The 26188-nt window shown below is 72.0% G+C and carries 30 protein-coding genes; 12 read left to right on the top strand and 18 right to left on the bottom strand.

Features of this window, described 5'->3' with window-relative positions; genetic code table 11:
* The 5 genes from KAG51_RS07840 to KAG51_RS07820 are packed head-to-tail and all read left to right on the top strand — an operon-like array spanning window position 1 to window position 2848.
* Window positions 1–543 (top strand): hypothetical protein, encoded by a 543-nt coding sequence (locus tag KAG51_RS07840; protein WP_290582355.1) that lies wholly within the window; start codon window positions 1–3, stop codon window positions 541–543.
* A 54-nt stretch (window positions 544–597) separates the two neighbouring features.
* Window positions 598–753 carry a hypothetical protein gene (locus KAG51_RS07835; protein WP_290582353.1) on the top strand — a complete coding sequence of 52 codons (156 nt, stop codon included), beginning with the start codon at window positions 598–600 and terminating at the stop codon, window positions 751–753.
* Window position 754: 1 nt separating this feature from the next.
* Entirely contained in the window at window positions 755–1216 is a 462-nt protein-coding gene (locus KAG51_RS07830) for a RidA family protein (RefSeq protein WP_290582351.1), read from the top strand.
* 10 nt (window positions 1217–1226) lie between these two features.
* Entirely contained in the window at window positions 1227–2033 is an 807-nt protein-coding gene (locus KAG51_RS07825) for an NUDIX hydrolase (protein WP_290582349.1), read from the top strand.
* A complete protein-coding gene (locus tag KAG51_RS07820) occupies window positions 2030–2848 on the top strand; it encodes an MBL fold metallo-hydrolase (RefSeq protein ID WP_290582348.1) in 819 nt (272 codons plus the stop codon). Before KAG51_RS07825 ends, KAG51_RS07820 begins: the two co-directional genes overlap by 4 nt.
* A 138-nt stretch (window positions 2849–2986) precedes the next feature.
* Here the strand turns inward: KAG51_RS07820 and KAG51_RS07815 are convergent, their stop codons facing one another.
* Window positions 2987–3664: a Crp/Fnr family transcriptional regulator gene (locus KAG51_RS07815; protein WP_290582346.1), complete on the bottom strand. Its 678-nt coding sequence runs from the start codon at window positions 3662–3664 to the stop codon at window positions 2987–2989.
* Window positions 3665–3865: 201 nt separating this feature from the next.
* On the opposite strand from KAG51_RS07815, the gene nth reads away from it, so the two are divergent.
* Genes nth through KAG51_RS07790 form a run of 5 tightly spaced genes read left to right on the top strand, consistent with a single transcriptional unit; the run spans window position 3866 to window position 7794 of the window.
* Window positions 3866–4531 carry an endonuclease III gene (gene nth, locus KAG51_RS07810; protein WP_290582344.1) on the top strand — a complete coding sequence of 222 codons (666 nt, stop codon included), beginning with the start codon at window positions 3866–3868 and terminating at the stop codon, window positions 4529–4531.
* Window positions 4528–5118 (top strand): TlpA disulfide reductase family protein, encoded by a 591-nt coding sequence (locus KAG51_RS07805; protein ID WP_290582342.1) that lies wholly within the window; start codon window positions 4528–4530, stop codon window positions 5116–5118. Before nth ends, KAG51_RS07805 begins: the two co-directional genes overlap by 4 nt.
* Window positions 5115–5783, top strand: coding sequence for a CoA pyrophosphatase (locus tag KAG51_RS07800; protein WP_290582340.1), 669 nt, complete (start codon window positions 5115–5117; stop codon window positions 5781–5783). The genes KAG51_RS07805 and KAG51_RS07800 overlap by 4 nt, the downstream gene beginning before the upstream one ends.
* A complete protein-coding gene (locus KAG51_RS07795) occupies window positions 5780–6949 on the top strand; it encodes a MarP family serine protease (RefSeq protein WP_290582338.1) in 1170 nt (389 codons plus the stop codon). Before KAG51_RS07800 ends, KAG51_RS07795 begins: the two co-directional genes overlap by 4 nt.
* Window positions 6946–7794, top strand: coding sequence for a hypothetical protein (locus KAG51_RS07790; protein ID WP_290582336.1), 849 nt, complete (start codon window positions 6946–6948; stop codon window positions 7792–7794). Before KAG51_RS07795 ends, KAG51_RS07790 begins: the two co-directional genes overlap by 4 nt.
* Here KAG51_RS07790 and KAG51_RS07785 read toward each other — a convergent pair.
* From KAG51_RS07785 to KAG51_RS07725, 13 genes are all read right to left on the bottom strand, one after another.
* Window positions 7760–8200: a phage holin family protein gene (locus KAG51_RS07785; protein WP_290582334.1), complete on the bottom strand. Its 441-nt coding sequence runs from the start codon at window positions 8198–8200 to the stop codon at window positions 7760–7762. The two genes, KAG51_RS07790 and KAG51_RS07785, sit on opposite strands and share 35 nt — an antisense overlap.
* Window positions 8201–8376: 176 nt before the next feature.
* Window positions 8377–10356, bottom strand: a complete 1980-nt coding sequence (gene acs / locus KAG51_RS07780; protein ID WP_290582332.1) for an acetate--CoA ligase — start codon at window positions 10354–10356, stop codon at window positions 8377–8379.
* Window positions 10357–10626: 270 nt separating this feature from the next.
* Window positions 10627–12306, bottom strand: coding sequence for a cation acetate symporter (locus KAG51_RS07775; RefSeq protein WP_290582330.1), 1680 nt, complete (start codon window positions 12304–12306; stop codon window positions 10627–10629).
* Window positions 12306–12650: a DUF485 domain-containing protein gene (locus KAG51_RS07770; protein ID WP_290582328.1), complete on the bottom strand. Its 345-nt coding sequence runs from the start codon at window positions 12648–12650 to the stop codon at window positions 12306–12308. The genes KAG51_RS07775 and KAG51_RS07770 overlap by 1 nt, the downstream gene beginning before the upstream one ends.
* 164 nt (window positions 12651–12814) lie before the next feature.
* On the bottom strand, window positions 12815–13345 hold the full coding sequence (locus tag KAG51_RS07765) for a hypothetical protein (RefSeq protein ID WP_290582326.1): 531 nt from the start codon (window positions 13343–13345) through the stop codon (window positions 12815–12817).
* Between the two features lie 3 nt (window positions 13346–13348).
* A complete protein-coding gene (locus KAG51_RS07760; RefSeq protein ID WP_290582324.1) occupies window positions 13349–13669 on the bottom strand; it encodes a hypothetical protein in 321 nt (106 codons plus the stop codon).
* The gene (locus KAG51_RS07755) at window positions 13566–15083 is read right to left on the bottom strand and encodes a hypothetical protein (protein ID WP_290582322.1); all 1518 of its coding nucleotides are present in this window, start codon (window positions 15081–15083) and stop codon (window positions 13566–13568) included. The genes KAG51_RS07760 and KAG51_RS07755 overlap by 104 nt, the downstream gene beginning before the upstream one ends.
* A gap of 2 nt (window positions 15084–15085) precedes the next feature.
* Entirely contained in the window at window positions 15086–15796 is a 711-nt protein-coding gene (locus tag KAG51_RS07750; RefSeq protein WP_290582320.1) for an ABC transporter ATP-binding protein, read from the bottom strand.
* Between the two features lie 95 nt (window positions 15797–15891).
* Window positions 15892–16158 carry a hypothetical protein gene (locus tag KAG51_RS07745; protein WP_290582318.1) on the bottom strand — a complete coding sequence of 89 codons (267 nt, stop codon included), beginning with the start codon at window positions 16156–16158 and terminating at the stop codon, window positions 15892–15894.
* Window positions 16159–16306: 148 nt separating this feature from the next.
* A complete protein-coding gene (locus KAG51_RS07740) occupies window positions 16307–17782 on the bottom strand; it encodes a cation acetate symporter (protein ID WP_290582316.1) in 1476 nt (491 codons plus the stop codon).
* On the bottom strand, window positions 17779–18258 hold the full coding sequence (locus KAG51_RS07735; RefSeq protein WP_290582314.1) for a hypothetical protein: 480 nt from the start codon (window positions 18256–18258) through the stop codon (window positions 17779–17781). Before KAG51_RS07735 ends, KAG51_RS07740 begins: the two co-directional genes overlap by 4 nt.
* On the bottom strand, window positions 18248–18988 hold the full coding sequence (locus KAG51_RS07730; RefSeq protein ID WP_290582312.1) for a LytTR family DNA-binding domain-containing protein: 741 nt from the start codon (window positions 18986–18988) through the stop codon (window positions 18248–18250). The genes KAG51_RS07735 and KAG51_RS07730 overlap by 11 nt, the downstream gene beginning before the upstream one ends.
* Before the next feature lie 65 nt (window positions 18989–19053).
* Window positions 19054–20187, bottom strand: a complete 1134-nt coding sequence (locus KAG51_RS07725) for a histidine kinase (RefSeq protein WP_290582310.1) — start codon at window positions 20185–20187, stop codon at window positions 19054–19056.
* Window positions 20188–20462: 275 nt separating this feature from the next.
* Between KAG51_RS07725 and KAG51_RS07720 the strand changes: the two genes are divergently transcribed.
* Window positions 20463–22682, top strand: a complete 2220-nt coding sequence (locus KAG51_RS07720) for an NADP-dependent isocitrate dehydrogenase (protein WP_363316151.1) — start codon at window positions 20463–20465, stop codon at window positions 22680–22682.
* Window positions 22683–22763: 81 nt separating this feature from the next.
* Here KAG51_RS07720 and KAG51_RS07715 read toward each other — a convergent pair whose 3' ends face one another.
* Genes KAG51_RS07715 through KAG51_RS07705 form a run of 3 tightly spaced genes read right to left on the bottom strand, consistent with a single transcriptional unit; the run spans window position 22764 to window position 24675 of the window.
* A complete protein-coding gene (locus KAG51_RS07715; protein ID WP_290582306.1) occupies window positions 22764–23369 on the bottom strand; it encodes an energy-coupling factor transporter transmembrane component T in 606 nt (201 codons plus the stop codon).
* 7 nt (window positions 23370–23376) lie between these two features.
* A complete protein-coding gene (locus tag KAG51_RS07710) occupies window positions 23377–24069 on the bottom strand; it encodes an ABC transporter ATP-binding protein (RefSeq protein ID WP_290582304.1) in 693 nt (230 codons plus the stop codon).
* A 9-nt stretch (window positions 24070–24078) separates the two neighbouring features.
* Window positions 24079–24675 (bottom strand): biotin transporter BioY, encoded by a 597-nt coding sequence (locus KAG51_RS07705; RefSeq protein ID WP_290582302.1) that lies wholly within the window; start codon window positions 24673–24675, stop codon window positions 24079–24081.
* Window positions 24676–24764: 89 nt separating this feature from the next.
* On the opposite strand from KAG51_RS07705, the gene KAG51_RS07700 reads away from it, so the two are divergent.
* A complete protein-coding gene (locus KAG51_RS07700; RefSeq protein ID WP_290582300.1) occupies window positions 24765–25247 on the top strand; it encodes a TetR family transcriptional regulator in 483 nt (160 codons plus the stop codon).
* Between the two features lie 29 nt (window positions 25248–25276).
* Here the strand turns inward: KAG51_RS07700 and KAG51_RS07695 are convergent, their stop codons facing one another.
* Window positions 25277–26089 carry a class I SAM-dependent methyltransferase gene (locus KAG51_RS07695; protein WP_290582298.1) on the bottom strand — a complete coding sequence of 271 codons (813 nt, stop codon included), beginning with the start codon at window positions 26087–26089 and terminating at the stop codon, window positions 25277–25279.
* Window positions 26090–26188 lie beyond the last annotated feature (99 nt).

Genomic DNA, 26188 nt, shown 5'->3' with positions numbered 1-26188 from the left:
GTGCACCGTCAACGCCTGGCCGCTGGACTGCTCCTGCCACTCGCCCTGCTCGTCGGCTGCGGCGGCGATCCCGACGAGGCGAGCGGCCCCGACGAGGCGAGCTCGTCGGACGCCGGCTCGGTCGACACCGAGGCGCCGGACGTCTGCGAGCTGCTGCCGGCCGACGCCGCGAGCCAGGTCGCGGGCTTCGCCGTCACGGCGCAGGAGGGGCCCTTCGACCTCTGCGAGTACAGCCAGGACGATCCACGGGCGACGTCCTTCGCGCTCGGTGCCCAGCTCGAGGCCGAGCTCGGCGGGGGTGTCCAGGCCTACCTGGACGGGATCACGGCGGGGCTCACGGTCGAGGACGAGTCGACCCCTGACATCGGCGAGCGGGCGCGCATCGCGACCGGAGAGGTCTCCGGCTTCAGCCAGACTGCCGGTGCCGCGCTGGTCGGCGGCGTCCTGTTCACCGTCAACCTCACCCCGGGTGCCGACCTCGACGCGGCCGGTGAGCTCGCGCTCGCCGAGAAGCTGCTGCGCGCGTTGACCGACGCCGACTGACGGCCCGCGGCTCCCCGGCCCTCGATCACCGGCGGACATGGTTACAGTCGGGACATGACTCAGTGGGAGTACCTCACCGCACCCGTGCTCGTGCACAACACCAAGGCGATCCTCGACAACTTCGGCCGTGACGGCTGGGAGCTCGTGCAGATCGTGCCCGGGCTCAACCCCGAGAACCTGGTGGCCTACTTCAAGCGACCGGCGGCCTGAGGTGTCGGCCGTCGCGGATCGGCTCGCCGCCCTGGGGCTGAGCGTGCCCCCGGTGGCCAAGCCGGTCGCCGCCTATGTGCCGGCCGTGGCGCACGGCGGGGTCGTCTTCACCTCGGGCCAGCTGCCGTTCGTCGACGGGGCCCTGGTCGCGATGGGCAAGGTCGGCGCCGACGTCGAGCCCGGTGAGGCGCACCAGCTGGCCCGGGTGGCCGCGCTGAACGCCATCGCCGCGGTGGGGAGCGTCGTCGACCTCGACCGTGTGGTGCAGGTCCTCAAGGTCGGGGTCTTCGTCGCGAGCGCCCCGGGCTTCACGGGTCAGCCCGCCGTCGCCGACGGAGCCAGTGACCTGCTTGCCGCCGCCTTCGGCTCGGCCGGCCGGCACGCGCGCAGTGCCGTCGGCGTGGCCGAGCTGCCGCTCGGCTCGCCGGTCGAGATCGAGCTCCAGGTCGCCGTCCGCGCATGAGGGCGCCCGCATGAGAACACCCCTGCCCGCGGGCTGGGAGCCCGACCTGGACCGGCCGGTCACGGAGCCGCGTGACGCCTCGACCGTCGCGCTCCTGCGGGACGTGGGTGAGCAGACCCAGACGTACCTGTTGCGACGACAGCCCACGATGGCCTTCGCCGCGGGCATGTCGGTGTTCCCCGGCGGCTCGTTGCAGGCCGGCGACGAGGAGCCGATCGGCTGGACCGGCCCGTCGCCCGAGGCGTGGGCCGAGCGGCTGCGCTGCACCCCGGACGTCGCGCGGGGCCTGGTCGTGGCCGCCGTGCGAGAGACGTTCGAGGAGTCGGGCATCCTGCTCGCGGGACCGGACGAGCACACCACCGCGACCGACCTCGACACCGACGAGATCACGCAGGTCCGCCTCGACCTCGACGCCGCGCGCCGCAGCCTGGCCGATGTGCTCGGCGAGCACGGCTGGGTCCTGCGCAGCGACCTGCTCGGCGCCTGGGCGCACTGGATCACACCGTCCTTCGAGCCGCGCCGGTTCGACACCCGGTTCTTCGTCGCGGCCGTGCCCGAGGGCCAGCGCGTGGGATCCCTGCCCGGCGAGGCCGACCGGGCCGCGTGGATCACGCCTCAGGAGGCCCTCGAAGCTGCGTCGAGCGGTGGCGTCGCGATGATGCCACCCACGATCGCGATGTGCCGCGATCTCGTGGGCCTGCGGGCCGCCGACGTCGTCGCTGCATCGGCTGACCGGGTCATCGAGACGATCGAGCCGCGCCTCGTACGGGTCGATGACACCTGGTTCATCGAGAACTCGCTGGAGGACCCGACGTGAGCGCCGTTCCCGACATCACCGCGCGGCCGGTCGAGGTCCCCGTGAGGGTGAGCGACGTCGCCACCGTCGTGCGGGCCGACAACGCCGGGATCATGACCCTCGACGGCACCAACACCTGGATCCTGCGCGCACCTGGCGCGTCGCGCAGCGTCGTCGTCGACCCGGGTCCGGACGACCCGCGGCATCTCGACGTCGTGCTCGAGGTCGCGGGCGAGGTCGCGGTCGTGCTGTACACGCACTGGCACGGCGACCACACCGACGCGATCGACACCATGGTGTCCCGCACGGGCGCGCCCGCGCGGGCCCGTGACGCCGCCTGGTGCCGCGCGGCCGACCCGCTGGGCGACGGTGAGGTCGTCGAGGTCGACGGCCTGCGCCTCGAGGTCGTGCCCACGCCCGGCCACACCGCCGACTCGACGTGTCTGCTCGTCGAGGCCGATGACGCCCTGCTGACCGGCGACACGATCCTCGGGCGGGGGACCACGATCATCGCGCACCCGGACGGCGCGCTGGGGCCCTACCTGTCGTCGCTGGACCGCATCGGCGACCTGGTCTCGTCCGGTCGTGCCACGACGTTCTACCCGGCGCACGGGCCCGTGCTGCCGGACGCCCACGGTGTCGTCGACTTCTACCGCGCGCACCGGCTCGAGCGCCTCGACCAGGTGCGGGCCGCGGTCGCCGGCGGTGCCGTCACGGCCCGTGAGGTCGTCGAGCGTGTCTACGCCGAGGTCGACGAGTCGCTCTGGCCCGCCGCGGAGCGCTCGGTCGAGGCGCAGCTGGAGCACCTCCGGACCGAGCGGAGCGACGAAGTCTGAGGGTCTGAGGGTGCCCCGGCACCCGCAACCCCTCAGCCTTCGTCGGCTGGCAGCCACAACCCCTCAGATTGCGTCCACCCCGGGACGCGCTGATGGCCCCCGCCCGGGTGGGCGGAGGCCATCAGTGGTGGAACCGGGTCAGCGGGCGCGGCGCTGCAGGCGGTCGAGATCGAGGATGATGACCGAGCGCGGCTCGAGCCGCAGCCAGCCGCGCGAGGCGAAGTCGGCCAGCGCCTTGTTGACGGTCTCGCGCGAGGCGCCGACGAGCTGCGCCAGCTCCTCCTGCGTGAGGTCGTGGTTGACGTGGACGCCGTCGTCGGCGCCGCGCCCGAACCGGCTCGCGAGGTCGAGCAGCGCCTTGGCGACACGGCCGGGCACGTCGGAGAACACCAGGTCGCCGACGACCTCGTTGGTGCGGCGCAGTCGGCCCGCGAGCTGGTGCAGCAGCGCGTTGGCCACGCCGGGATGCGACTCCAGCACGGGGCTCAGCGCCTCGTGGCCGAGGCTGCGCATGTCGACGTCGGTGACGGCAGTCGCGGTGGCGGAACGGGGGCCCGGGTCGAAGAACGACAGCTCGCCGAACATCTGACCGGGGCCCAGGATCGCGAGCAGGTTCTCGCGACCGTCGGGCGAGGTGCGCCCGAGCTTGATCTTGCCGTCGGTGACGACGTAGAGCTGGTCGCCGTCGTCACCCTCGTTGAAGAGGACCTCACCGCGCCGCAGGCTCACCGCCGTCATCGACGCCTCGAGCGTCGCCGCCGCCTCCTCGCCGAGGCCGGCGAAGAGCGGGGCCTGGCGGAGCACTTCCTCGGACACGTGGGCCTTCTCTCATGTCTGGTCTGTCACACGTACCTCCAAAGTTTGGCACAGTCCGGCACGGGAACGGGAGATTGACGGGCCAACTAGGCTGTGCGGGTGGCGCGACCGGAGACGACTCGAGGTTCCCTCGTCCCCGTCTCGCCCCACCCGCCATCGCCTGACGTGTCCCGGACGGCCTTGGTGCGTCGAGCGCGACGCATGCACCGCGTGCTGGCCGAGGCGTACCCGGAGGCGCGGTGCGAGCTGGACTTCCGCACCCCGTTCGAGCTGCTCGTGGCCACGGTGCTGTCGGCCCAGACGACCGATCGGCGGGTCAACGCCGTCACGCCGGCGCTCTTCGACCGCTGGCCCGACGCGACCGCGATGGCTGGCGCCGATCGGGCCGAGCTCGAGGAGCTCGTGCGTCCGACCGGGTTCTTCCGAGCCAAGTCCGGGCACGTGCTGGGGCTGTCAGCGGCGATCGTCGAGCGGTTCGACGGACAGGTGCCGGCCCGCATGGCCGACCTCGTGACGCTTCCCGGCGTGGGGCACAAGACCGCCAACGTGGTCCTCGGCAACGCGTTCGACGTGCCGGGGTTGCCCGTCGACACCCACGTGCTGAGGCTCGCGGAGCGCTTCGGCTGGGCCGATGCCCACACCGTGGCCGATGCGGTGCGCACCGAGCACGCGGTCGGGGCGCTGTTCCCGCGGCGCGACTGGACCATGCTGAGCCATCGGCTGATCTGGCACGGACGCCGCCGCTGCCACGCCCGCACGCCCGCGTGCGGTGCCTGCCCCGTGGCCCGTTGGTGCCCGTCCTACGGGCTGGGCCCCACAGATCCGGCGGTCGCCGAGGCCCTCGTGACGACCCAGGGGCGCGCATGAGGCGCGCCGCGGCCGCCCTCGTGCTCGGCGCACTGCTGCTCGCCGCCTGCGCACCGGACCGGACCGCCGACGAGGCGGTCGACGGGGCACCGATCAGCGCCGGCGTCGTGGCGGCCGCCGAGGCCGCCGGCATCGATCCCTGCCCCGGCCGCGCGCCGGACGCCGTGGCCTCGCCGCTCGCCGACCGCGAGCTCGTGTGCGTCTCGACCGGCGACCCCGTCGACCTGGCGGCCTTCGACGGTCCCGTCGTCGTCAACGTCTGGGCGCACTGGTGCGAGCCGTGCCGCGAGGAGCTGCCGCTGCTGGTGCGCGCGGCGCAGGAGTACGCCGGTCGCGTGACGTTCGTCGGGGTCCTGTTCGCCGACGAGGATCCCTCGGCCGCGATCGACCTGGCCCGCTCGCTCGGTGTCACGTACCCCCAGGTCGCCGATCCGTCGAGCTCGCTGCGGGTCCCGCTGTCGCTGCGCGGCCTGCCCACCACGGTGTTCCTGGTCGACGGCGAGGTCGTCGGATCCCAGCTCACGCCGTATGACGACTACGGTGTGCTCGTCGCCGACATCGCCGAGAAGCTGGAGGTGGGCCCGTGACCGAGCACGTGCTGCCGTCCGCGGTACCGGCCTGGCTGCGGCCGATCGCCGAGATCGCCGCCTCGGTGGAGCCGGAGCGGCTCTCGCCGCGATTCCCGCACCCGCCCGAGGACGCGCGACCCGCAGCCGTGCTCCTGGCGTTCGCCGACGGCCCCGACGGCCCCGAGCTGCTCCTGACCGAGCGCGCCACGACCCTGCGTCAGCACGCCGGCCAGGTGTCCTTCCCGGGAGGGCGGGTCGACCCCGGCGACGGTGCCGGCCGTGACGGTTTCGTGACCGCCGCGCTGCGCGAGGCCCAGGAGGAGGTCGGCCTCGACCCGGCCGAGGTCGACGTGTTCGGGGTGCTGCCCACCCTGTGGCTGCCCCCGAGCAACTTCGCGGTGGCGCCCGTGCTGGGGTACTGGCGCGAGCCGCGTCCCCTGGAGCCGGTCTCGGTCGCGGAGGTGCGCACCGTGCTGCACCAGCCGATCGAGCAGCTGCTCGACCCGGCGCACCGGTTCACGATGATCCATCCGATGGGGTGGCGGGGCCCGGCCTTCGACGTCGGCACGGCCGTGCCGCTGTGGGGATTCACGGCCGGCGTCATCTCCCGCCTCTTCGAGGTCGTCGGCTGGGAGCGTCCGTGGGACGTCTCCGACGAGCGAGAGCTTCCGCCCCTGCCATGAACTCCCTCGACCTGTGCATCCTGATCATCGCCCTCGCGTTCGCGGTCTCGGGCGTCGTGCAGGGATTTCTGGCCAATCTCGCCGCCACGGCCGGCCTCCTGGTCGGGGGACTCGCCGCGGTGCTGCTCGTGCCGCTCGTCATCTCGCCGGCCGAGCCCAACCTCGCCGCGTCGCTGACGGCGCTCGGCATCGTGGTGGCCGCCGCCGCAGGCGGACAGATCCTCGGCACGATCGTCGGCACCGACCTGCGTCGCACGGTGCGCTCGCCCCGGGGCCGGCTGTTCGACGCGGCGGGGGGCGGCGTCCTGAGCGTCGTCTCGGTCCTGGTCGTCTCCTGGGCCCTGGGCTACGCCGTGAGCGGCACGACGGTGCCGTACCTGTCGACGGCGGCCCGTGACTCCACGATCCTCGGCACGGTCGACCGCGTCATGCCGTCGCAGGCCTCGGGGGTGCTGCGGGCGTTCAGCGACGTCATCGACGCCAACCTGTTCCCGCGGTACCTGGACCCGTTCGACAGCGAGGACATCGTCCGGGTGGGTCCGCCCGATCCGGCGACCCTGCAGCTGCCCGGCGTCGAGCAGGCCGCGGCCTCGGTCGTCAAGATCTTGGGCGAGGCGTCCTGCGAGCGCGGCATCGAGGGCACCGGCTTCGTGTTCGCGCCGGACCGCGTCATGACCAACGCCCACGTGGTGGCCGGCGTCTCGGAGCCCGACGTCATCACGACCGAGGGCTCGTTCGCGGCGAAGGTCGTCGTGTTCGACCCCGAGCTCGACGTCGCGGTGCTCGCGGTCGACCTCGACCTCCCGGCCCTGGAGTTCGACACCCGGGGCGAGGCCGGTCAGGACGCTGCAGTGCTCGGCTACCCGGGCAACGGGCCGTTCGACGCCCAGGCCGCGCGCATCCGCGAGCGCATCCGTCTCAAGAGCCCCGACATCTACGACGTGGGCCAGCACGTGCGCGAGTCGTTCTCGATCCGCAGCCTGGTGCGCTCGGGCAACTCAGGTGGACCGCTCGTCTCGACCGAGGGACTCGTGCTGGGCGTGATCTTCGCGGCCTCGATCACCGATGCCAACACGGGCTACGCCTTGACGGCCGAGCAGGTCGCCGGTGCGGCCGAGACCGGCCGCACCGCGACGTCGTCGGTCGACACCGGAGGGTGTGCATGAGGGGATTCACCGCGTTCGTCGCGGGCCTGCTAGCGGTCGTCGCGTTCGCGGTCGTGCTGCCGCTGTCGTGGCTCGCGGTCGAGATCGCCGACGAGGACGGGTACGTCGAGCTGAGCCGCGGGATCCTCGACGACGCCGACACCCGCACCGCGGTGGTCGAGGCGGTCGTCGACGAGCTCGACGGCCGGACGCGGGAACGCCTGGTCGAGGTCGGCATCCCGGAGACGCTGATCGACCAGACGCTCCAGGAGGTCGCCGGATTCGTCGGGCAGGGCCTCGCCGCCGACGCCGTCGTCGACGCCTGGGGCGAGTCGCAGCGGCAGGCGCACCGGGAGATGTTCCAAGGCGACGGTCAGGACCGGGGCTTCGTGGTCGACCTGGCCCCGTTGGTCTCGGCGGTGGCCACCGAGGCGGGAGTCGACCTCGACGTCCCTGCGACCTTGCCCGTCGAGAGCGACGAGCCCGAGGCCCGGCGCGCGGTGTCGGTCGTCGCCGCAAGCCCGCAGCTCGCCGTGGGGGCCGGAGTCGTGACCTTGGTGGGAGCCGTGGTCGCCCTCGCGGCGGCCCGCCGCCGCGGTGTCGCCCTGGTGTGGCTCGGCGCCGGTGCCCTGGCGGTCACCGGCGTGCTCTACGTCGCGGCACGGGCCCTGACGTCGGCGGATCCCTCCGCCGGGACCGATGCGGGCACGCGCGTCGGCCTGGTGCTCCTCGACGTCGCCCGGGCCTCGTTCGACGGACTGCTCGAGCGGGCGGCGATCGGCGGTGGCGTCGTGCTGCTGCTCGGCGTGGTGCTGGCCGTGGCGGACGCGGTCAGACGGGATCGGGACCCGGTCGCTGGCCCTTGAGGGCGGCCGGGATCTGCTTCGCGGTCTCGATCGTGGCCTCGGGCGCGCGGATCTTCTTGATCCGGTTGATGCCGAACACGACCAGCAGCACCGCGAGCAGCGCGTAGGCGCCGGCCACGATCAGGAACGCCCACGCAGGGTGCAGGCCGGTCATGGTCAGGAAGTACGCGAACGCGAACGACAGCATGATGACGATCAGGACGCCGAGGAATCCGGCGACGATGAACAGCAGCGAGCCGAGCAGGCCCGCCTTGACGCTGAAGCGGAGCTCGGCCTTGGCCAGGGCCACCTCGTGCTGGACGAGCGCCGAGAGGTCGCGGCTGGCGTCGGCCACGAGTCGGCCGATCGTGGGCTCCTCGACCTGGTCGGTCGCGGCGTCGGACGATGAGTTCACGCTGGTGGCCATGCCCGTGAGCCTACAAGCGACCGGCCCCGACGCACCACGACCGCCCGCCCCGGTGGGGCGGTGAGTGGTCCACCTGACGCGGACGGGCGGTGAGTCTTCCACCGTATGAAGGCTCATACGGTGGAAGACTCACCGCCCAAGGTGGAGGACTCACCGCCCCGCGCGGGCGGTCGGGGTCAGTCGTCGCTGCTGGTCGTCTTCAGCCCCGCGGTGATGAGGTCCATGACCGAGGAGTCGGCGAGGGTCGTGGCGTCGCCGACCTCGCGATTCTCGGCGACGTCGCGCAGGAGGCGACGCATGATCTTGCCCGAGCGGGTCTTGGGCAGCTCGGGCACGACCATGATCTGGCGGGGCTTGGCGATCGGCCCGATCTCCTTGGCGACGTGGTTGCGCAGCGCGGTGATGGCGTCGTCGGTGCCGCCGTCGTCGCCGGCCGACTCGCGCAGGATCACGAACGCCACGACGGCCTGACCCGTGGTCTCGTCGGCGGCGCCGACGACGGCGGCCTCGGCCACCGAGGGGTGTGACACGAGGGCCGACTCGATCTCGGTCGTCGAGAGGCGGTGGCCCGAGACGTTCATGACGTCGTCGACGCGGCCGAGCAGCCAGATCGCGCCGTCGTCGTCCTTCTTGGCGCCGTCGCCGGCGAAGTAGTAGCCCTGCGAGGCGAACCGCGACCAGTAGGTCTCCTTGTACCGCTCCTCGTCGCCCCAGATCGTGCGGAGCATCGAGGGCCACGGCTCGGTCACGACGAGGTAGCCGCCGGCGCCGTTGGGCACGGACTCGCCGGCGTCGTCGACGACGTCGATGCTGATGCCGGGGAAGCCGATCATGGCCGAGCCGGGCTTGGCGTGCGTGACGCCCGGCAGCGGCGTGATCATGTGGGCGCCGGTCTCGGTCTGCCACCACGTGTCGACGATCGGGGTGCGCCCGCCGCCGATGTTGTCGCGGTACCAGACGTAGGCCTCGGGATTGATCGACTCGCCGACCGAGCCGAGGATGCGCAGGGAGCTCAGGTCGTGCTCGGCGGGGATCTGGCGCCCCCACTTCATGAACGTCCGCACCGCGGTGGGGGCCGTGTAGAACAGCGTGACGCCGTACTCGGCGACGATCTCCCACCAGCGCCCCTTGTGCGGGGTGTCGGGGGTGCCCTCGTAGAGCACCTGCGTCGCGCCCTCGGCCGTGGGGCCGTAGACGATGTAGGAGTGGCCGGTGACCCAGCCGACGTCGGCGGTGCACCAGTAGACGTCGGTGTCGGGCTTGTGGTCGAACGTGCCGTGGAATGTCGCGGCCGCCTGGGTCAGGTAGCCGCCGGAGGTGTGCAGGATGCCCTTGGGCTTGCCCGTGGTGCCCGAGGTGTACATGACGTACAGCGGGTGCTCGGCGTCGAAGGCCTCCGGGGTGTGGTCGGTCGAGGACTCGCCCACGACCTCGTCCCACCAGACGTCCACGTCGTCGTTCCAGGCGACGTCCTGGCCGGTGCGCTTGACGACCAGGACGTTCTCGACCGGGCTGGCGTCGCCGAGCTTGGCCAGGGCCTCGTCGACCGCGGGCTTGAGCGCCGAGGGACTGCCGCGGCGGTAGCCGCCGTCGGAGGTGATGACGAGCTTGGCGCCGCAGTCCTCCACGCGTGAGGCGAGCGCATCGGAGCTGAACCCGCCGAACACGACCGTGTGCGGGGCACCGACGCGGGCGCAGGCCAGCATCGCGATGACGGCCTCGGGGATCATCGGCAGGTAGATCGCGACCCGGTCGCCGGTCTCGATGCCGAGCTCGGTGATCGCGTTGGCCGCCTGGCTGACCTCGTCCTTGAGATCGGCGTAGGTGATCGTGCGGGTGTCGCCGGGCTCGCCGACGAAGTGGAACGCGACCTTCTCGCCGTGGCCGTTCTCGACGTGGCGGTCGACGCAGTTGTAGGCGACGTTGAGCCTGCCGCCGACGAACCACTTCGCGAACGGCGGGTCCGACCAGTCGAGCACGTCGGTGAACGGGGTGTCCCAGGTCAGGCGCTCGGCCTGCTCGCCCCAGAAGCCGAGGCGGTCGTTCGCGGCGGCCTCGTACGTGGCGGCGGTGAAGTTCGCGTGCGCCGCCAGCTCGGCCGGCGGCTCGAAGACGCGATCCTCGTGGGCGAGGTTGCTGATGGTCTCGTCGGTCACTGGAGATCTCCTGAGTCAGGGCGAGTACTGGTGTTCATGGTGTCCCACGCCACAGTCTTGCGCGAGAGGTGTTGCTCGGTGGTTGCAGGGCCAGGGGGATCACGTCGGGCGCCTGCCCCGCGTCCCAGCCATGGGCCGAGCGAAGCGAGGCAGGCGGGTCTCGATACTCCCGCTCGTTCCCTTCGATACACCGTGCTCGTTCCTCGCGCGGCACTCAGGGCAACGCCTCGCGGGAACTCGACCAGCGCGTGGTGAGTCGAGTCGCGCGCTCTACTTCTCGGCGCCAGCTCCGGTGAACGAGCGGACCTCGAGCTCGGGGAACCGCTCCTCGCTGACCCGGCTGCGGGTCGTGACGGTGCCCAGCCAGCCGAGCAGGAAGCCGAGCGGGATCGAGACGATGCCCGGGTTCTCGAGCGGGAACCAGCTGATGTCGATGCTCTCGGGCAGCAGGGACAGGTTCTTGCCGCTGGCGTCGACGCCCTTGCCCGACACGATCGGGCTGAAGATGACCAGCCCGACCGACGAGATCAGTCCGCCGTAGATGCTCCAGACCGCGCCTCGGGTGTTGAACCGCTTCCAGAACAGGTTGTAGAGCAGCGCCGGGAGGTTGGCCGAGGCGGCCACCGCGAACGCCAGCGCGACGAGGAACGCCACGTTCAGGTTCTTGCCCGGGATGGCCAGGGCGATCGCGACGCCGCCGATCACGAAGGCCGCGACGCGAGCCATCTTGACCTCGTCCTTCTCCGAGGCCGTGCCCTTCTTCCAGACGTTGGCGTACAGGTCGTGCGCCACCGAGGAGGCGGAGGTGAGCGTCAGGCCCGCGACGACCGCGAGGATCGTGGCGAATGCGACGGCCGCGATCAGGGCCAGCAGGATCGCGCCCCCGGTGGTGCCGGGCCCGCCGCCCACGGCCTGGGCCAGCAGGGGCGAGGCCAGGTTGCCGCCGGAGTCGATGATCTGCTGCTTCTGGTCGCCTGTGACGAGCGCCGCGGCGCCGAAGCCGAGGACCAGCGTCATGAGGTAGAACGTGCCGATCAAGCCGATGGCCCACAGCACCGACACGCGGGCCGCCTTGGCGGTGGGCACGGTGTAGAAGCGCACGAGGATGTGCGGCAGGCCGGCCGTGCCGAGCACCAGGGCGATGCCGAGCGAGATGAAGTCGATCTTGCTCGTCGTGGAGCCGCCGTACTTCAGGCCCGGCTCGAGGAAGGCCCTGCCCTGCCCGCTCTCCTGGGCTGCGGTGCCCAGCAGGTCGGAGAGGTTGAAGCCGAACTTCGCCAGCACGAGGACGCTGATGAGCAGGGTGCCGAACATCAGCAGCACGGCCTTGACGATCTGCACCCACGTCGTGCCCTTCATGCCGCCGAGCACGACGTAGAAGACCATGAGCAGGCCGACCGCGGCGATCGTGATGTTCTTCGCGGTCTCGCCGTCGATGCCGAGCAGCAGCGACACGAGCGCGCCCGCACCGACCATCTGGGCGAGCAGGTAGAAGATCGAGACCACGATCGTGGAGGTCGCGGCCGCCGTGCGGACGGGTCGCTGCTCCATGCGGTAGGCCAGCTGATCGGCCATCGTGAACCGGCCCGAGTTGCGCAGCAGCTCGGCGATCAGCAGCAGCGCCACGAGCCAGGCGACGAGGAAGCCGATCGAGTACAGGAAGCCGTCGTAGCCCGACAGCGCGATGGCCCCGGAGATGCCGAGGAAGGACGCCGCCGACATGTAGTCGCCGCCGATCGCAAAGCCGTTCTGCATGCCGGAGAACGAGCGCCCGCCCGCGTAGTAGTCGGCTGCGGTCTTGGTGTTGCGGCTGGCCCAGAACGTGATGCCGACCGTCAGGAGGACCACGAATCCGAACAGGGACGCCGTCAGGACGCGGTTGTCGCTCGTGGTCCCCTCGGCGGCCAGGAGCACGCGGTCGTCGGCGAGGACGCCGTGGAGGTGGGTCATCAGCCGACCTCCCGCTCGAACTGGGCGCGGAGCTCGTCGGAGATCGGGTCCATCTTCGCCAGCGAGTAGCGCGCGTAGGCGTAGGCGATGGCGAACGTCGTGACGAACTGCAGCAGGCCGAACAGCAGGGCGACGTTGATGTTGCCGAAGACCTGCTGGCCCATGAAGTCGCCCGCGTAGTTCGAGCAGAGCACGTAGGTCAGGTACCAGACCATGAACGCGATCGTGGTGGGCACCACGAACCTGCGGTATGCGCTCTGGAGCGCCCTGAACTCGGCGGTGGCATGGAGGCGTTGATACTCCGCCTGCACCTCGGGACTGACCTTCTCGGCCACGTCGTTCACCTTCTTCCTCCTGGGCGCCGACGGCGAGCGCCGACGGGGGCACGGGTGTGCCGTGGGTCACGCTAGGGAGCGGCGCGGCGTGTGGGCCAGATCACCACGAGGCCGCAGCGGCGAAGGTGGGTGGTCGAGCGCTGGTCGGTCACCGCGCGGCGACGAACGGTCGGTCAGGTGCGACAAGTGGTCGTGGGGTGGGGGCGGCGTGCCGCGCGCATCGCGAGGACGAGGGCACGACCGTCGCCCAGCGGTGGCACCAGGGCGACGAGGTGCGCGAGGTACCACCAGGGCAGCGTCGAGCCGGGTGCGAGCACCGCCAGAGCGAGCCCGACCAGGGTGCAGGCACCGGGCCCCGCGACCGCGACCGCAGCGATCTGTCGTGGCGTCATCCGACCCTGTGCGTGCAGCGAGAGGCGCCACGCCGTGCGTTCCAGCCGGACCGACTCGACCGAGCGGATGCGGCGCAGCGCGCCCAGGTGTGCGAGCTCGTGCACGACGAACGAGCCCAGGAGTCCGACGACCGCGACGACCGTGAGCCGGGCGAACATCTGCGCCGGGATCGCGTCACCCGACGCGGCCCACCAGCCCGCGGCGGCGAGTGTGAACGCCGCGAGCAGCCCGAGCAACGGCACCAGCTGGATCGCGACCGCCGCCACCACGCGGCGCGCGGAGGCGGGAACGTCGCGGCTGTCTCGTGCCACGGCTCAGGCCTGGCCGCGCTCGTCCAGGAGCTGCTGTCGGTACTGCTTGAGCGCGCGGTAGGTGAGCTGGATGCCGGTCAGCATCGCGGCCAGGACGAGGAACAGCACCACCAGTGGCAGCGGGTTCTCGACGCCGACCGTGACCGAGGTGGATCCATCTGCGACCTCGCGTGACTCGAACATCAACGACCCGAAGAACGCTTCGCGCCGCGCGTCGCCGTCATCGCTCGAGAACATGAGGTACAGCAGGGTCGCGGTGCTGAGCACGAGGGTCAGCAGCGCGGCTCCGGCCAGGCTGTTGGCGAGGACGAGGACCTTCTTCATGGCGACTCCTTGAGGCGGACGCGGCGATGCCGAGGACGCTGTAGATGACGAACAGGGCGAGGGTGGCCGCGGCGCTTGCGGCGGCCGCGGCGGCAGGGAGCCGGAGGACGCCGACACCGAGGCCGAGCAGGGCGAGCAGCGCGGCGGTGAGCGAGACGCCGACGAAGATCGAGAACGGGTTGTCGTCCTCGGCGGGGAAGATGATGCCGATGCCCAGGGCCACGACGGCCCCCGCGAGGCTCGCGGCCGCAGGCACGGCCAGGCCCCCTGCGAGCTCGGGCCGCGCCGCGACCGTGACGGCCGCCGCGGGGACGGCCGCCGTGAGCCAGAGCAGTGCCTGGGCTCGGACCAGACGGCCGTAGGCGGCCCAGGCCGAGGGGGAGCCGCCGTGCAGCTGCCGCAGCGGTGCGGTGGCCGCGAACTGGTACAGCGCTCCCATCGAGAGCAGCGACAGCGACCAGAGCGGGTGGACGACGGGACGGGCGCACAAGGCCAGGAGCAGGGCCACGGCGAGCACCGCGGAGAGCCAGGTCTGAAAGCTGCGGAAGACGCACCACTCGTGCGGTCCGAACAGGCGCCGGGTGACGACGCCGGCGCGCCAGGGCAGGAAGCGCGCCTGTCGCACGTGCCGGTCGGGTGTGAGCCAGATGGTGGCGCCCGCGAGCACGGCGGCCGTCAGGAATCCGCCCACGATCGCTGCGGGGTGCCCGATCTGGCCGGCCATGACGGCCACGACCGACGTCCAGGGTCGCTCGGTCGTGGCGTCGAGATAGGCCGCGCTGGCCTGCGCCGTGAGTCGCGGGACGGTGGACACGTACGCGACGAGCAGGACGAACAGGAGCACGACGAGCACGGCGGGCTGGGTCCGTCGCAGGCCCGCGAGCGTCAGCAGTCGCGTCAGCACGTGGTGCGCGAGGCTGACCGTCACGTAGGTGAGCAGCGCGGGAAGCGCGACGGCCTCGACGAGCGGCACCAGGCCGCGCGGTCCGCGCACGATCAGCGAGGCGATCGAGAGCGAGCACACGCCGGCCGTGACCACGGCCGCCGACATCGCCGCCTCGTACAGCACGAAGGCCGCGGCGCGTTCGCGGTTCGTGACCGGCAGGGCGAACGTCAGTGACAGCATGCCCTCGGCATTGAGGAACAGGGTCTTGACCAGGACCGCTGCCGCCAGGCACCACAGGACCGTCGAGACCGTGGTGACGTCGAGCAGGAGGTCCCAGGCCGCGGGCTCGGACCGCAGGGGCTCGAGGAACGTGACGGCGCCGGCGACGGCCGCCGCGAGCAGCGCCAGCAGCGCCGTTCCCACGGCCATGCGGATCGGGCGCGACGCCAGGACCCCGGCCCGCAGGACGCGCCGGCCGACGTAGCGCAGGAGCAGGTGCGCCAGGACGAGGGAGCGGGAGAGGCGCACGGTCAGCGGTCCTCGGCGTCGAGGTGGGCGAAGACCATCGCGGCCAGCGACCCGTGGCGCTCGAGCAGCGCCGGGGTGGAGTCGTCGGCCACGACCTGGCCGAGGTCGAGGAACACGACCCGGTCGGCGAGCCGCTCCAGCAGGGCGAAGTCGTGCGTGCACAGCAGCACGGCGCCCCCGCCGGTCCGCAGGGCGGCGATCTGGCGCTCGCATAGTCGCAGCGACTCCACGTCGATCCCGTTGAGGGTCTCGTCGATGACCGTGAGCGGCCGGCGCATCACGAGGGCGCTGACGAGCTGGGTCTTCTTGCGCATGCCGTGCGAGTAGTCCTCGATCAGGTCGTCGAGGCGACCCCGCATGCCGAGCCGGGCGAAGAGGTCGGCCGCGTCGCCGAGGTCGCGCCGGTAGAGCGCGCCGATCATCTCGAGGTACTCGCGCCCGGTGAGGAACTGCGGGAGGTGGTCGTCGCTCGGCAGGTAGAGCGAGCGCTCCTTCGCGGCGGTCGAGGTGTGCGCCTGCCCGTCGATCTCGATCCGTCCGGACTGGGCAGCGAGGAGGTCGAAGACCGTGCGGATCAGCGTGGACTTGCCCGAGCCGTTGGGTCCGACCAGCCCGACGACCTGACCGGCCTCGACCCGCAGGTCGACGTCCTCGAGCACCGGCACGCCGGCCTCGTAGGCGAACCCGAGCGAGCGGACGTCGAGCGCCGCCACCGCTCCTGCCGCCGCTCGCGACGCCGGGGGCGGTGGCGGGACCGGCCCGAGTCGTGCTCGGGGTGTCCGGACCGGTCCCGCCGGTCGTGGGTGCCCTAGACGCACTGAATGTTCACCTTGAGGCCGAAGTTCTTGAACGACCACTCCCCGGTGAAGCGCTTGCCCTGCTTGACGACGCACCACACGGCCATCCCGGCCAGCAGCGTGGCGCCCATCCCGAGGATCACGGCGGTGAACACCAGGAACCACCCGTCGTAGCGCACCAGCCCCCGTTCGAGCCGGAGCTGGGCGCGGTGGACGGTGTGGGTCGTCCACGCGGAGGCGTGCGCCGACGCGGCGGTCGGCAGATCGATCACGGACATGTGTGGGTCCTTCCCCTGAAGGAGCACGGGGCGTGATCACCCGGTGTGACCGCATCCCCCGATACTCATCTGTAGCATTTCGGACGGCGCCGGCACTCGTCAACGACCCGGGTCAGCACCTGGGGAAAACTCCCGCCGTCAGCCGCGGTCAGGTCCGCTCGGGGGTGTGCAGGCGCGCGAACAGACGGTCGACCTCGCGGGGCGCGGGGCTCAGGAGCGAGACGCCGATCATCAGGGTGAACCCCAGCGGCACGGTCCAGAGCGCGGGCTGGGCGACGAGCAGCCCCACCCAGCCGTCGGGGTCGAGACCCAGGGTCACGAGGGGGGCCGCGCCGGCCGCCAGACCGCCGCCCACGAGGCCCGCGACGGCCCCCTGGCGCGTGAGGCGCGGCCACCAGATGCCGAGCACGAGCAACGGGCAGAACGTGGAGGCAGCCAGGGCGAATGCGAAGGTGACCGAGGTCGCGACGGGCAGGTTCTCGGCGGCGAGCGCCAGCCCCAGGGGCGGCAGCACGCACGTGACGGCCGCGACCCGCACGGAGGCGACTCCGGCGAGCCGTCCGCCGAACCAGCGCCGGCGGTCGATCTCCTGACCGACCACCCCGGCGATCGCCATCGTGAGGCCCGAGGAGGTCGAGAGGAACGCGGCGAAGGCGCCCGCGAGCAGGAGTGCGCCGAGCGCGTCGGCCCCAGACGACAGCATGCGGCCGGGCAGCTCCAGGATCACGGTGTCGGCGCGGTCGCTGGCCAGGTCGCTCGCGTAGACCCGGCCGAGCGCGCCGTAGGCCGTGGGCAGCAGGTAGAACGCCCCGAGCAGACCCAGCACGATCAGGGTCGTGCGGCGTGCCGAGAAGCCGTCGCGGTTGGTGTAGAAGCGCACCACGACGTGGGGGAGGCCCATCGTGCCCAGGCACGTGGCGGTCAGGACGGCATACGCGGTGTAGAGCCGCTCGGCGCCGAGGTCGGGCTCGGGGACGATCCAGCCGTCGGTGGCGGCCGGCAGCGGGGAGCCGTCGCCCCGCCACGCGATCAGCAGGAACACGAGCGGGACCAGGAGCGCGGTGAGCTTGAGCCAGTACTGGAACGCCTGCACGAACGTGATCGACCGCATGCCGCCGGAGGCCACGAGCGTCGTCACGACCGCGGCGACGACCACGACGCCGGCCCAGGCGGGGGCGCCGGTGACGGCGCGCAGCGTCAGGCCGGCGCCCTGGAACTGCGGCATGAGGTACAGCCAGCCGACCGCCACGACCAGGATCGTCGACACGTGGCGCACGGCGTCGGACCGCAGTCGCCACCCGGCGAAGTCGGGGATCGTGTAGGCGCCGGAGCGCCGCAGCGGGGCGGCCACGACCACGAGGAGCAGCAGGTACCCCGTGGTCCACCCGATCGGGTACCAGAGCACGTCGGCCCCGGCCACGAGCACGAGCCCGGCGACCCCGAGGAACGACGCGGCCGAGAGGTACTCGCCGCCGATCGCCGAGGCGTTGAGCCAGGGTCCGACGCTGCGCGAGGCGACGTAGAAGTCGCTGGTGGTGCGGCTCCAACGCATCGCGAGGGCGCCGATCGTGAGGGTGGCGAGCACGACGCCCGTGATGGCGACCAGGCCTGCCGTCGCGCTCACCGGTCGTCCGGCGCCGGGTCGGTGGGGGACTCCATGAGGGCGAGGAACGTGGTCTCGTTGTGCTCGGCGCGCCACACGTAGGCACGGCCGAGCCACCAGACCCACGGGTATACCAGCACCCCGAGGACGACCCAGGCGGCCGGGACCTCGCCGATCCGCCAGGAGCGGGCGGGATCGGTCCAGAACAGCAGCGGCATGACGCCGATCGAGACAGCGGCCACGATCGTGACGGCCAGGGCGGCACGGCGCTGGGCCCGCACGAGCGACCTGACGTAGACCGCGCCGACCGTGGACTGCTCGGCGATCTCCTGGCGGGCGCTGCGACGCTGCGGGGCCGCCGCGTGCGCGAGCGGGCTCGTGACACGGACCCGCTGGTGCGGCGCGGTGCTCGGGATGGGAGCTGAGTTCGCGGTGGAGGCTGGGCTCGCGGTGGAGGCTGGGCTCGGAGCGCGATCGGGGCTCGGATCAGGAGTCATGCAGCAGCTCGCGCAGGTCGCGGTGGTGGCGCCGGGAGACCTCGACCTCGATCGACGACTCGCCGCTGGGGAGCACGAGCGTGGTGCGTCCGGCCGACTGACGGACCTCCCGGATGTGCTGGCGGTTGACGACGTGGCGGCGGTGCACCCGCAGGAAGTCGTGCTCGGCCCAGCGCTCGGCGACGTGGCTCAGGGTCATGCGCAGCAGGTGCGAGGACCCGTCGACCGTGTGCAGCCGCACGTAGTCGCCCTGGGCCTCGACGTCGGTGATCGTGGAGCGCATCACGAAGCGTGTGACGCCGCCGAGCTCGACCGCGAGGCGCTCGTCGGCCGGGGGCGCGCCGCGGTGGCCGGCGTCGACCGCGCGGCGGATGCTCTCGGCCAGCCGCTCCTCGCGCACGGGCTTGAGGAGGTAGTCGACGGCGTTCATGTCGAACGCCTCGATCGCGTGGGCGTCGTGCGCCGTGACGAACACGACCCGGGGCGGACGGGCGAACCGCTGGAGCAGGCGGGCGATCTCGAGCCCGCTGAGGCCGGGCATCGCGATGTCGAGGAAGGCGAGGTCGACGTCGCCACCCTCGAGCACGCGCAGCGCCTCGGTGCCCGAGGACGCGGTGCGGACCTGGCCGATGCGCTGGTCGCGGTCGAGCAGCCAGACGAGCTCGTCGAGGACGGGTCGCTCGTCGTCGACGACGAGGACGCGCAGGGCGGGCGGCGCGGGCTCGGTCACGCGCGACAGTCTAGGACGACGTGACGACGGTCACGTCCCGGCGGCCGCGGCCCGGGGGACGACGCTCACGGCGACTCGCGCGGATTGAACTTGGGCACGCGGATCGTGACCTTGGTGCCGAGGCCGGGGGCCGTCTCGACCACGATCCCGTGGTCGTCGCCGTACACGGCGCGCAGGCGTTCGTCGACGTTGGCCAGTCCGACCGAACCGCCCTCGGCGCGGCCGGCGAGGGCCTGACGCACGACCTCCGGGTCGCTGCCGACGCCGTCGTCCTCGATCTCGATGACGCAGGCGGTGCCGGTGTCGCGGGCCACCACCGTCACGTGGCCGGGACCGTCCTTGGGCTCGATGCCGTGCCGCACGGCGTTCTCGACCAGAGGCTGGACCGCGAGGAACGGCAGCGTCACGTGCAGGACCTCGGGGGCGACCCTCGAGGTCACCTGGAGTCGCTCACCGAAGCGTGCCTTCTCGAGCACGAGATAGCGTTCGATCGAGCGCAGCTCCTCGGCGAGCGTCGTGAAGTCGCCGTGACGGCGGAACGAGTACCGGGTGAAGTCCGCGAACTCCAGGAGCAGGGCGCGGGCTCGCTCGGGATCGGTCCGCACGAACGACGCGATCGCGCCGAGGGAGTTGTAGATGAAGTGCGGGGAGATCTGGGCGCGCAGCGCCCGCAGCTCGGCCTCCATCAGCAGCGTGCGGGAGGCGGCGAGCTCCCCGAGCTCGAGCTGGCCCGACATCCACCGCGCGACCTCGGTCGTGGCGCGCACGAGGCCCGCCGAGGGGTGGTCGGTGCGCACGACGAGGGTTCCCACGACCCGGTCCTCGACGGAGAGCGGGGCCACGACCGCGCGGTCGGACGCCTGGGTGCGGCCCTCGGTCAGCGCGGCCTCGACCAGTTCCGACGCCGCGCCCGGGTCGACGTCGCCGGAGGTCGCGAGGACGCCGGACGCGTCCGTGACGGCGGCCGGGGCGTGGCCCAGGAGTGCCCGCAGGAAGGGGAGCGCGACCGCGACCGCGTCGGCGTCGAGCCCGCGGCGCAGGGCGGGTGCGGCCAGTGAGGCGGTGTGCAGCGTCGCGTAGGTGGCCAGGTCGTCGGGACTGCCCAGCGAGTCGTCGCGCCCACGTGCCGCGCGGCGTCGCCCGGCCAGGCCCAGCAGGACGACGAGCGCGCCGAGCGCTGCGCCGGCCAGAAGCTCCATGCCGGGACGCTACCGCCTCGAGTCGCTGGACCCCGTCGGCTGAGGTGCGAGGACCGAGCGGTGAGCTACGCGCCAAATGAGCGACGAGTTTGGCGCAGGACTCACCGCCCGCCGTGGTCCGTGGCCGCTTGTCGGACGGATCGGGTGCCGTCAGGTGCTGCGGTTTTCGAGAGCCGCCCCGGCTCGACACGCGTCGTCGCGGGTGCCACGGTGGGAAGGTCTCGCGATGAGATATCTTGACGTCAAACTATTCTTGCGTGCGAAACGGAGACCCCGTGGCCGAGCCGACGATCATCTACACCCACACCGACGAGGCGCCCGCCCTGGCGACCCACTCGTTCCTGCCCTTCATCCAGGCGTACGCGTCCACTGCGGGCGTGCAGGTCGAGACCCGCGACATCTCGCTGGCGGGGCGCATCATCAGCCAGTTCCCCGACTACCTCGAGGAGGGGCAGCGCATCGACGACGCCCTCGCCGAGCTCGGTGAGCTGGCGCTGCGTCCCGAGGCGAACATCATCAAGCTCCCGAACATCTCGGCCTCGGTCCCGCAGCTCAAGGCGGCCATCGCCGAGCTGCAGAGCCAGGGCTACGCGCTGCCCGCGTACCCCGAGGACCCGAAGACCGACGAGGAGAAGGACGTCCGGGCCCGCTACGGCAAGGTCATGGGCTCGGCGGTCAACCCGGTGCTGCGCGAGGGCAACTCCGACCGCCGCGCGCCCGCGTCGGTCAAGAACTACGCCCAGAAGCACCCGCACCGCATGGGCGCCTGGACGGCCGACTCCAAGACCGAGGTCGCCACAATGGGCGTGCGCGACTTCCGCGACAACGAGAAGTCGGTCGTGATCGAGGCCGACGACACCCTGAAGATCGAGCTCCTCGGCGACGACGGCTCCGTCACGGTGCTCAAGGAGTCGCTGCCGGTCATCGCCGGCGAGGTCATCGACGCCACGTACCTCGACGTCGCCGCGCTGCGCGAGTTCCTGACCGCGCAGATCGCCAAGGCCAAGGCCGAGGGCGTGCTGTTCTCGGTGCACCTCAAGGCCACCATGATGAAGGTCTCCGACCCGATCATCTTCGGCCACGTCGTGCGGGCCTTCTTCCCGAAGACGTTCGCGGAGTTCGGCGCCGACCTTGCTGCCGCGGGCCTGAGCCCGAACGACGGGCTCGGCGGCATCCTGGCCGGTCTCGACGCCCTGGCGAACGGCGCGGCGATCAAGGCGTCCTTCGAGGCCGAGCTGGCCGAGGGCCCCGAGCTGGCCATGGTCAACTCCGACAAGGGCATCACCAACCTGCACGTGCCGAGCGACGTCATCGTCGACGCCTCGATGCCGGCCATGATCCGCACGTCGGGCCACATGTGGGGTCCCGACGGTGACGAGGCCGACACCCTCGCGGTCATCCCCGACTCGAGCTACGCCGGCGTCTACCAGGTCGTCGTCGACGACTGTAAGGCCCACGGCGCCTTCGACCCGGCCACGATGGGCACGGTCCCCAACGTGGGGCTCATGGCGCAGAAGGCCGAGGAGTACGGCAGCCACGACAAGACGTTCGAGATCCCCACGACCGGCACGGTCCGCGTCGTCAACGGTGCCGGCGAGGCGCTGCTCGAGCACGTCGTCGCCCAGGGCGACATCTGGCGGGCCTGCCAGACCAAGGACGTGCCGATCCGCGACTGGGTCAAGCTCGCCGTGACCCGCGCCCGAGCCACGGGCGACCCGGCCGTGTTCTGGCTCGACGCCGACCGTGCGCACGACGCCAACCTGATCGCCAAGGTCGAGGCCTACCTGCCCGAGCACGACACCGACGGGCTCGACATCCGGATCCTCTCGCCGGAGGAGGCCACGAAGCTGTCGGTCGAGCGCCTGCGCAAGGGCGAGAACACGATCTCGGTCACGGGCAACGTGCTGCGCGACTACAACACCGACCTGTTCCCGATCCTCGAGCTCGGCACCAGCGCCAAGATGCTGTCGGTCGTCCCGCTGATCAACGGCGGCGGTCTGTTCGAGACCGGCGCCGGTGGCTCGGCCCCGAAGCACGTGCAGCAGCTCGTCGAGGAGAACTACCTGCGCTGGGACTCGCTCGGGGAGTTCCTCGCGCTGGCCGTGAGTCTGGAGCACCTGGCCCAGACCACCGACAACCCGCGCGCGCAGGTGCTGGCCGACACGCTCGACCGCGCGACCGGCACGTTCCTCGACGAGGACCGCTCGCCCGGCCGCAAGCTCGGCACGATCGACAACCGCGGCAGCCACTTCTACCTGGGCCTGTACTGGGCGCAGGAGCTCGCGAAGCAGACCGAGGACGCCGAGCTGGCCGAGGCCTTCGGTGCGCTCGCCGGATCGCTGGCCGAGCAGGAGCAGAAGATCGTCGACGAGCTCCTCGCGGTGCAGGGCTCCCCGGCCGACATCGGTGGCTACTTCCAGCCCGACGTCCGAAAGGCCTCGACGGTCATGCGCCCGTCGGCCACGCTGAACGAGGCCCTCGCGACGCTGGGCTGAGGCCCGCCAAGAAATGCACCCAGTTGTGCGGTTTCCCTCCGGGGGTTCTGGACAACTGGGCGCATTTCTCGTCGGTGGGGCCTAGTCGTCCAGGCCGCGGGCGGCCAGCGCGTCGCCCGTGGCGTAGGCGTGCGCGACCACGCGGATCGCGAACGGCACCAGGAGGGCCCGCGGACTCCTCTCGAGTCCGCGGGCCCTCGCTGCTGCACGGGTCTCCTTCGCGACCTCGAGCACGGCGGGCAGGGCCCGCAGCACGAGCGCGAACGCGAGCGCGAGGCGTTCAGGCCGGGCCCCCACGAGCCGGACGGGCGCGGCGATCCGCTCGATCGTGCCGAGCAGGTCGTCGACCGCGGTCGTGGCCGTGAACGCCAGGCCGACGAGGAACAGGGCGAGCAGGCTGCCGACGACCGCTGCGGCGACGTCGGGCCCGCGCTGCCACGTCTGGAACGCTGCGACGAGGGCCATCAGCACGAGGAACCCGCGCATCGTGCGGAGCGTGCGGCGCAGCGCCAGGCCCGACCACACCGCCACCGCGACCGCGATGACGGCGTACGCGGGCGAGGTCAGGGGCCCACGGGTGGCGACGACGAGGAGCGACCACGCCGCGACCACGGCGAGCTTCGGGCCCACCGGCATGCGGTGCAGCAGCGTGGCCCCGGGGCGGTAGACGCCCAGCAGCTCCGACATCGCCGGCTCACGCGTCCGTGAGGGCGACGTAGTGGTCGACGGCGTCGGCCGCCGGCCCGTCGAACACGACGCGGGCGGCGTCGACGACGAGCACCCGGTCGCAGCGTCGGGCGAGGTCGAGGTCGTGCGTCACGAGCACGAGCTGCTGGCGCAGGCCGAACAGACGGTCCGCCACGGCGCGGGTGTTGCGCAGATCGAGCAGGGTCGTCGGCTCGTCGGCGACGACGACCTCGGGATCGGTCGCGAGGACCCCGGCCAGGGCGAGCAGCTGCTTCTGGCCTCCGGACAGCGAATGCACCGGGACGTCGGCGCGATCGCCCAGGCCGATCTCGTCGAGCACCTCACGCGCCCGGCGACGTCGGTCGGCCTTGTCCGGCACGCTCCGGCGCAGCGAGAGCGTCACGTCCTCGAGCGGCGTCGGCATCACGAGCTGGGCGTCGGGGTGGGTGAACACGAACCCGACCCGGCGGCGGACCTCGCGCCCGTCCGTCGCGACGTCCAGGTCGTCGACGAGGACCTGGCCGGCGGCCGGGAGCGCCAGCCCGTTCAGCAGGCGCGCGAGGGTGGACTTGCCGGAGCCGTTGGCGCCGATGACCCCGACGCGGGGCTCGCCGAGCGTGGCGGACGTGGGGTGCAGGAGCGTGACCGGGCCGTCGGGGGAGTCGACGACGACCGTCGCGTCCCGGAGCTCGATCACCACGGGGCGACGTTACCCGCGCGTGAGGCGCGGGAACGCGCGGTGCACCGCGGCGGCCACGATCGCGGCGATGACGCCCTTCGCGATGTCGGCGAGGAAGAACGGGGTCGCGTAGCCCCAGGCGACGGCCAGCGAGACGTCGAGGGCGCGGGCCATGCCGAGCGTGCCGAGCGTGCCGACGACCGCCACGGTCACGACCCCGGCGGCGACGCTCACGGCGACGGTGAACACCGCCGGTCCGCGGCGGACGGTCCAGGTCGCGACGAGGCCGACGAGGAACGCGGCGATCGGGAACGCGAGCAGATAGCCGCCCGTGGCGCCGCCCCACACCCCCGGGCCGGCCTGGCCCTGGGTGAAGATCGGGACGCCGGCCGTCGCGACGGCGAGGTAGAGCGTGACGGCGACGAAGCCGCGCCTGGCACCGAGCACCGCGCCGGCGAGGAACACGCCGAACATCTGCAGCGTGAAGGGCACGTTCGCGACGCCGTTGATCGCCGGCAGGACCGCGCACACGCCGATGACGGCGGCGAAGGTCGTGACGAGCGCGAGGTCGGTCGCGGGGGAGCTGCGGCGCGCCAGGGGGCTGGCGGCGGGTGTCGTGGCACTCATGGGGTCTCCTGAACGGTGTTCACCTGAACGGTGTTCGGTAGTGTGGCACAGCGGCGCCGACCGGTGCCAGTCCGGCACCGAGGAGACTCATGGCGAACACGCTCGACGACGTCGTCGACGGAGCCCTGCGCGTGCTCGACGAGTACGGCCTCGAGTTCTGCTCGATGCGTCGCGTCGCCGGGTCCCTCGGGGTCCAGCCGAGCGCGCTCTACCACCACGTCGCGAACAAGCAGACGCTGCTGTCGCTCATGGCGGCCCGCATCGTCGCCGGCGTCGCGGTGACGGATGACGTCGCCGGCTCCCTGCACCAGCTGCGCCGTGCGATGCTCGCGATCCGCGACGGTGCCGAGGTCGTCGCGACCGCCTCGGCCTTCCGGCTGGAGGTCTCGACGTTCGAGGAGGCGCTGGCCGAGCGGGTCGGCCTCGACCTCGCCCGCACGCTGCTGATCTACGTCGTGGGCCACACCCAGTCGACCCAGCTCCACCGCCAGGCCGCCACCGTCGGTGCGATCGCCCTCGACCCCGACCTCGACGGCTCCTTCGCCCGAGGCCTCGCCCTCATCCTCCGCTGAGGCTCTTGCCGACTCGGCGGAATCCGGGATCAGGAGCGGAGGCGGCGGGCGATCAGGCCGAACTCGGAGGGCAGCTTCATCCGGGCCAGAGCCCCCTGGAAGAAGGGGCTCTGCGTCGACCAGTACGTGAACAGCTCGACCTCGTCGAAGTGCTGCTCGAGCTCGGTGACGAGCGCCTGCTCGTCGACCCCGTCGCGGACCACGTGGTACTCCACGAGGTCGGAGGCCTCGGTCTCGGTCCACTCGCCCTTGACCCGCCGGATCCGCGTCGCGAGCCCGCGCCGGTAGTTGCCCTGGCCGAGGCGCCAGAGGAAGTACGTCCCGCGCTGGGCGACGTGCGTGCGGCGGTTGCGGCGTGGGTAGTAGGTCGGGTCCTGCGCCGAGTAGAAGAAACCTCCGGGCTCGATCAACTCGGTGAGGTCGCTGACGAACGTCACGTAGTCGGGGATGTGGTGCAGGAGGGCGGCGCACACGATCCCGTCGAACTGGTCGTCGCGCTCGAAGATGTCGCCGCCGGTGCTGTCGAAGAAGACTTCGACGTCGTCGCGGCCGGCGAACTTCTCGGTGAGTGTCGCGGCGCTGGCCTCGCTCGCCTCCGTCACCGTCACGCGGGCGCCTGCGTGCAGGAGGAAGCTCGAGAACGTACCGTGACCAGCGCCGACCTCGAGCACGTGGCACGAGCCCTTGCGGGCGATCGTCTCGCCCACGAGCGCGGCCAGCTGGTCGGCGATCATGGTGCGGAGCTGGGGGTGGCGCAGGTGGGGCGAGCCCTTGACGTAGTCATGGCCCTCGCCGTGAGCGGAGTTCTGCGTGGCGACGACGTTCTGCGGTTCGTGGGTCACAGCGGATCCTCTGGTCGGAGCGACCCCGTCCTCGGCGTGAGGCAGGTCAGGTCGATCAACGATGCGGGCCGCTGAAGGTTCCGCCGTCACACCGGCCGT

Origin of the sequence: Aeromicrobium sp. (genome assembly GCF_023146395.1) — a bacterium.
GTDB lineage: Bacteria > Actinomycetota > Actinomycetes > Propionibacteriales > Nocardioidaceae > Aeromicrobium.
The sequence above is the reverse complement of the archived record's forward strand: the minus strand, read 5'-3'. Positions and strand labels throughout refer to the sequence as shown.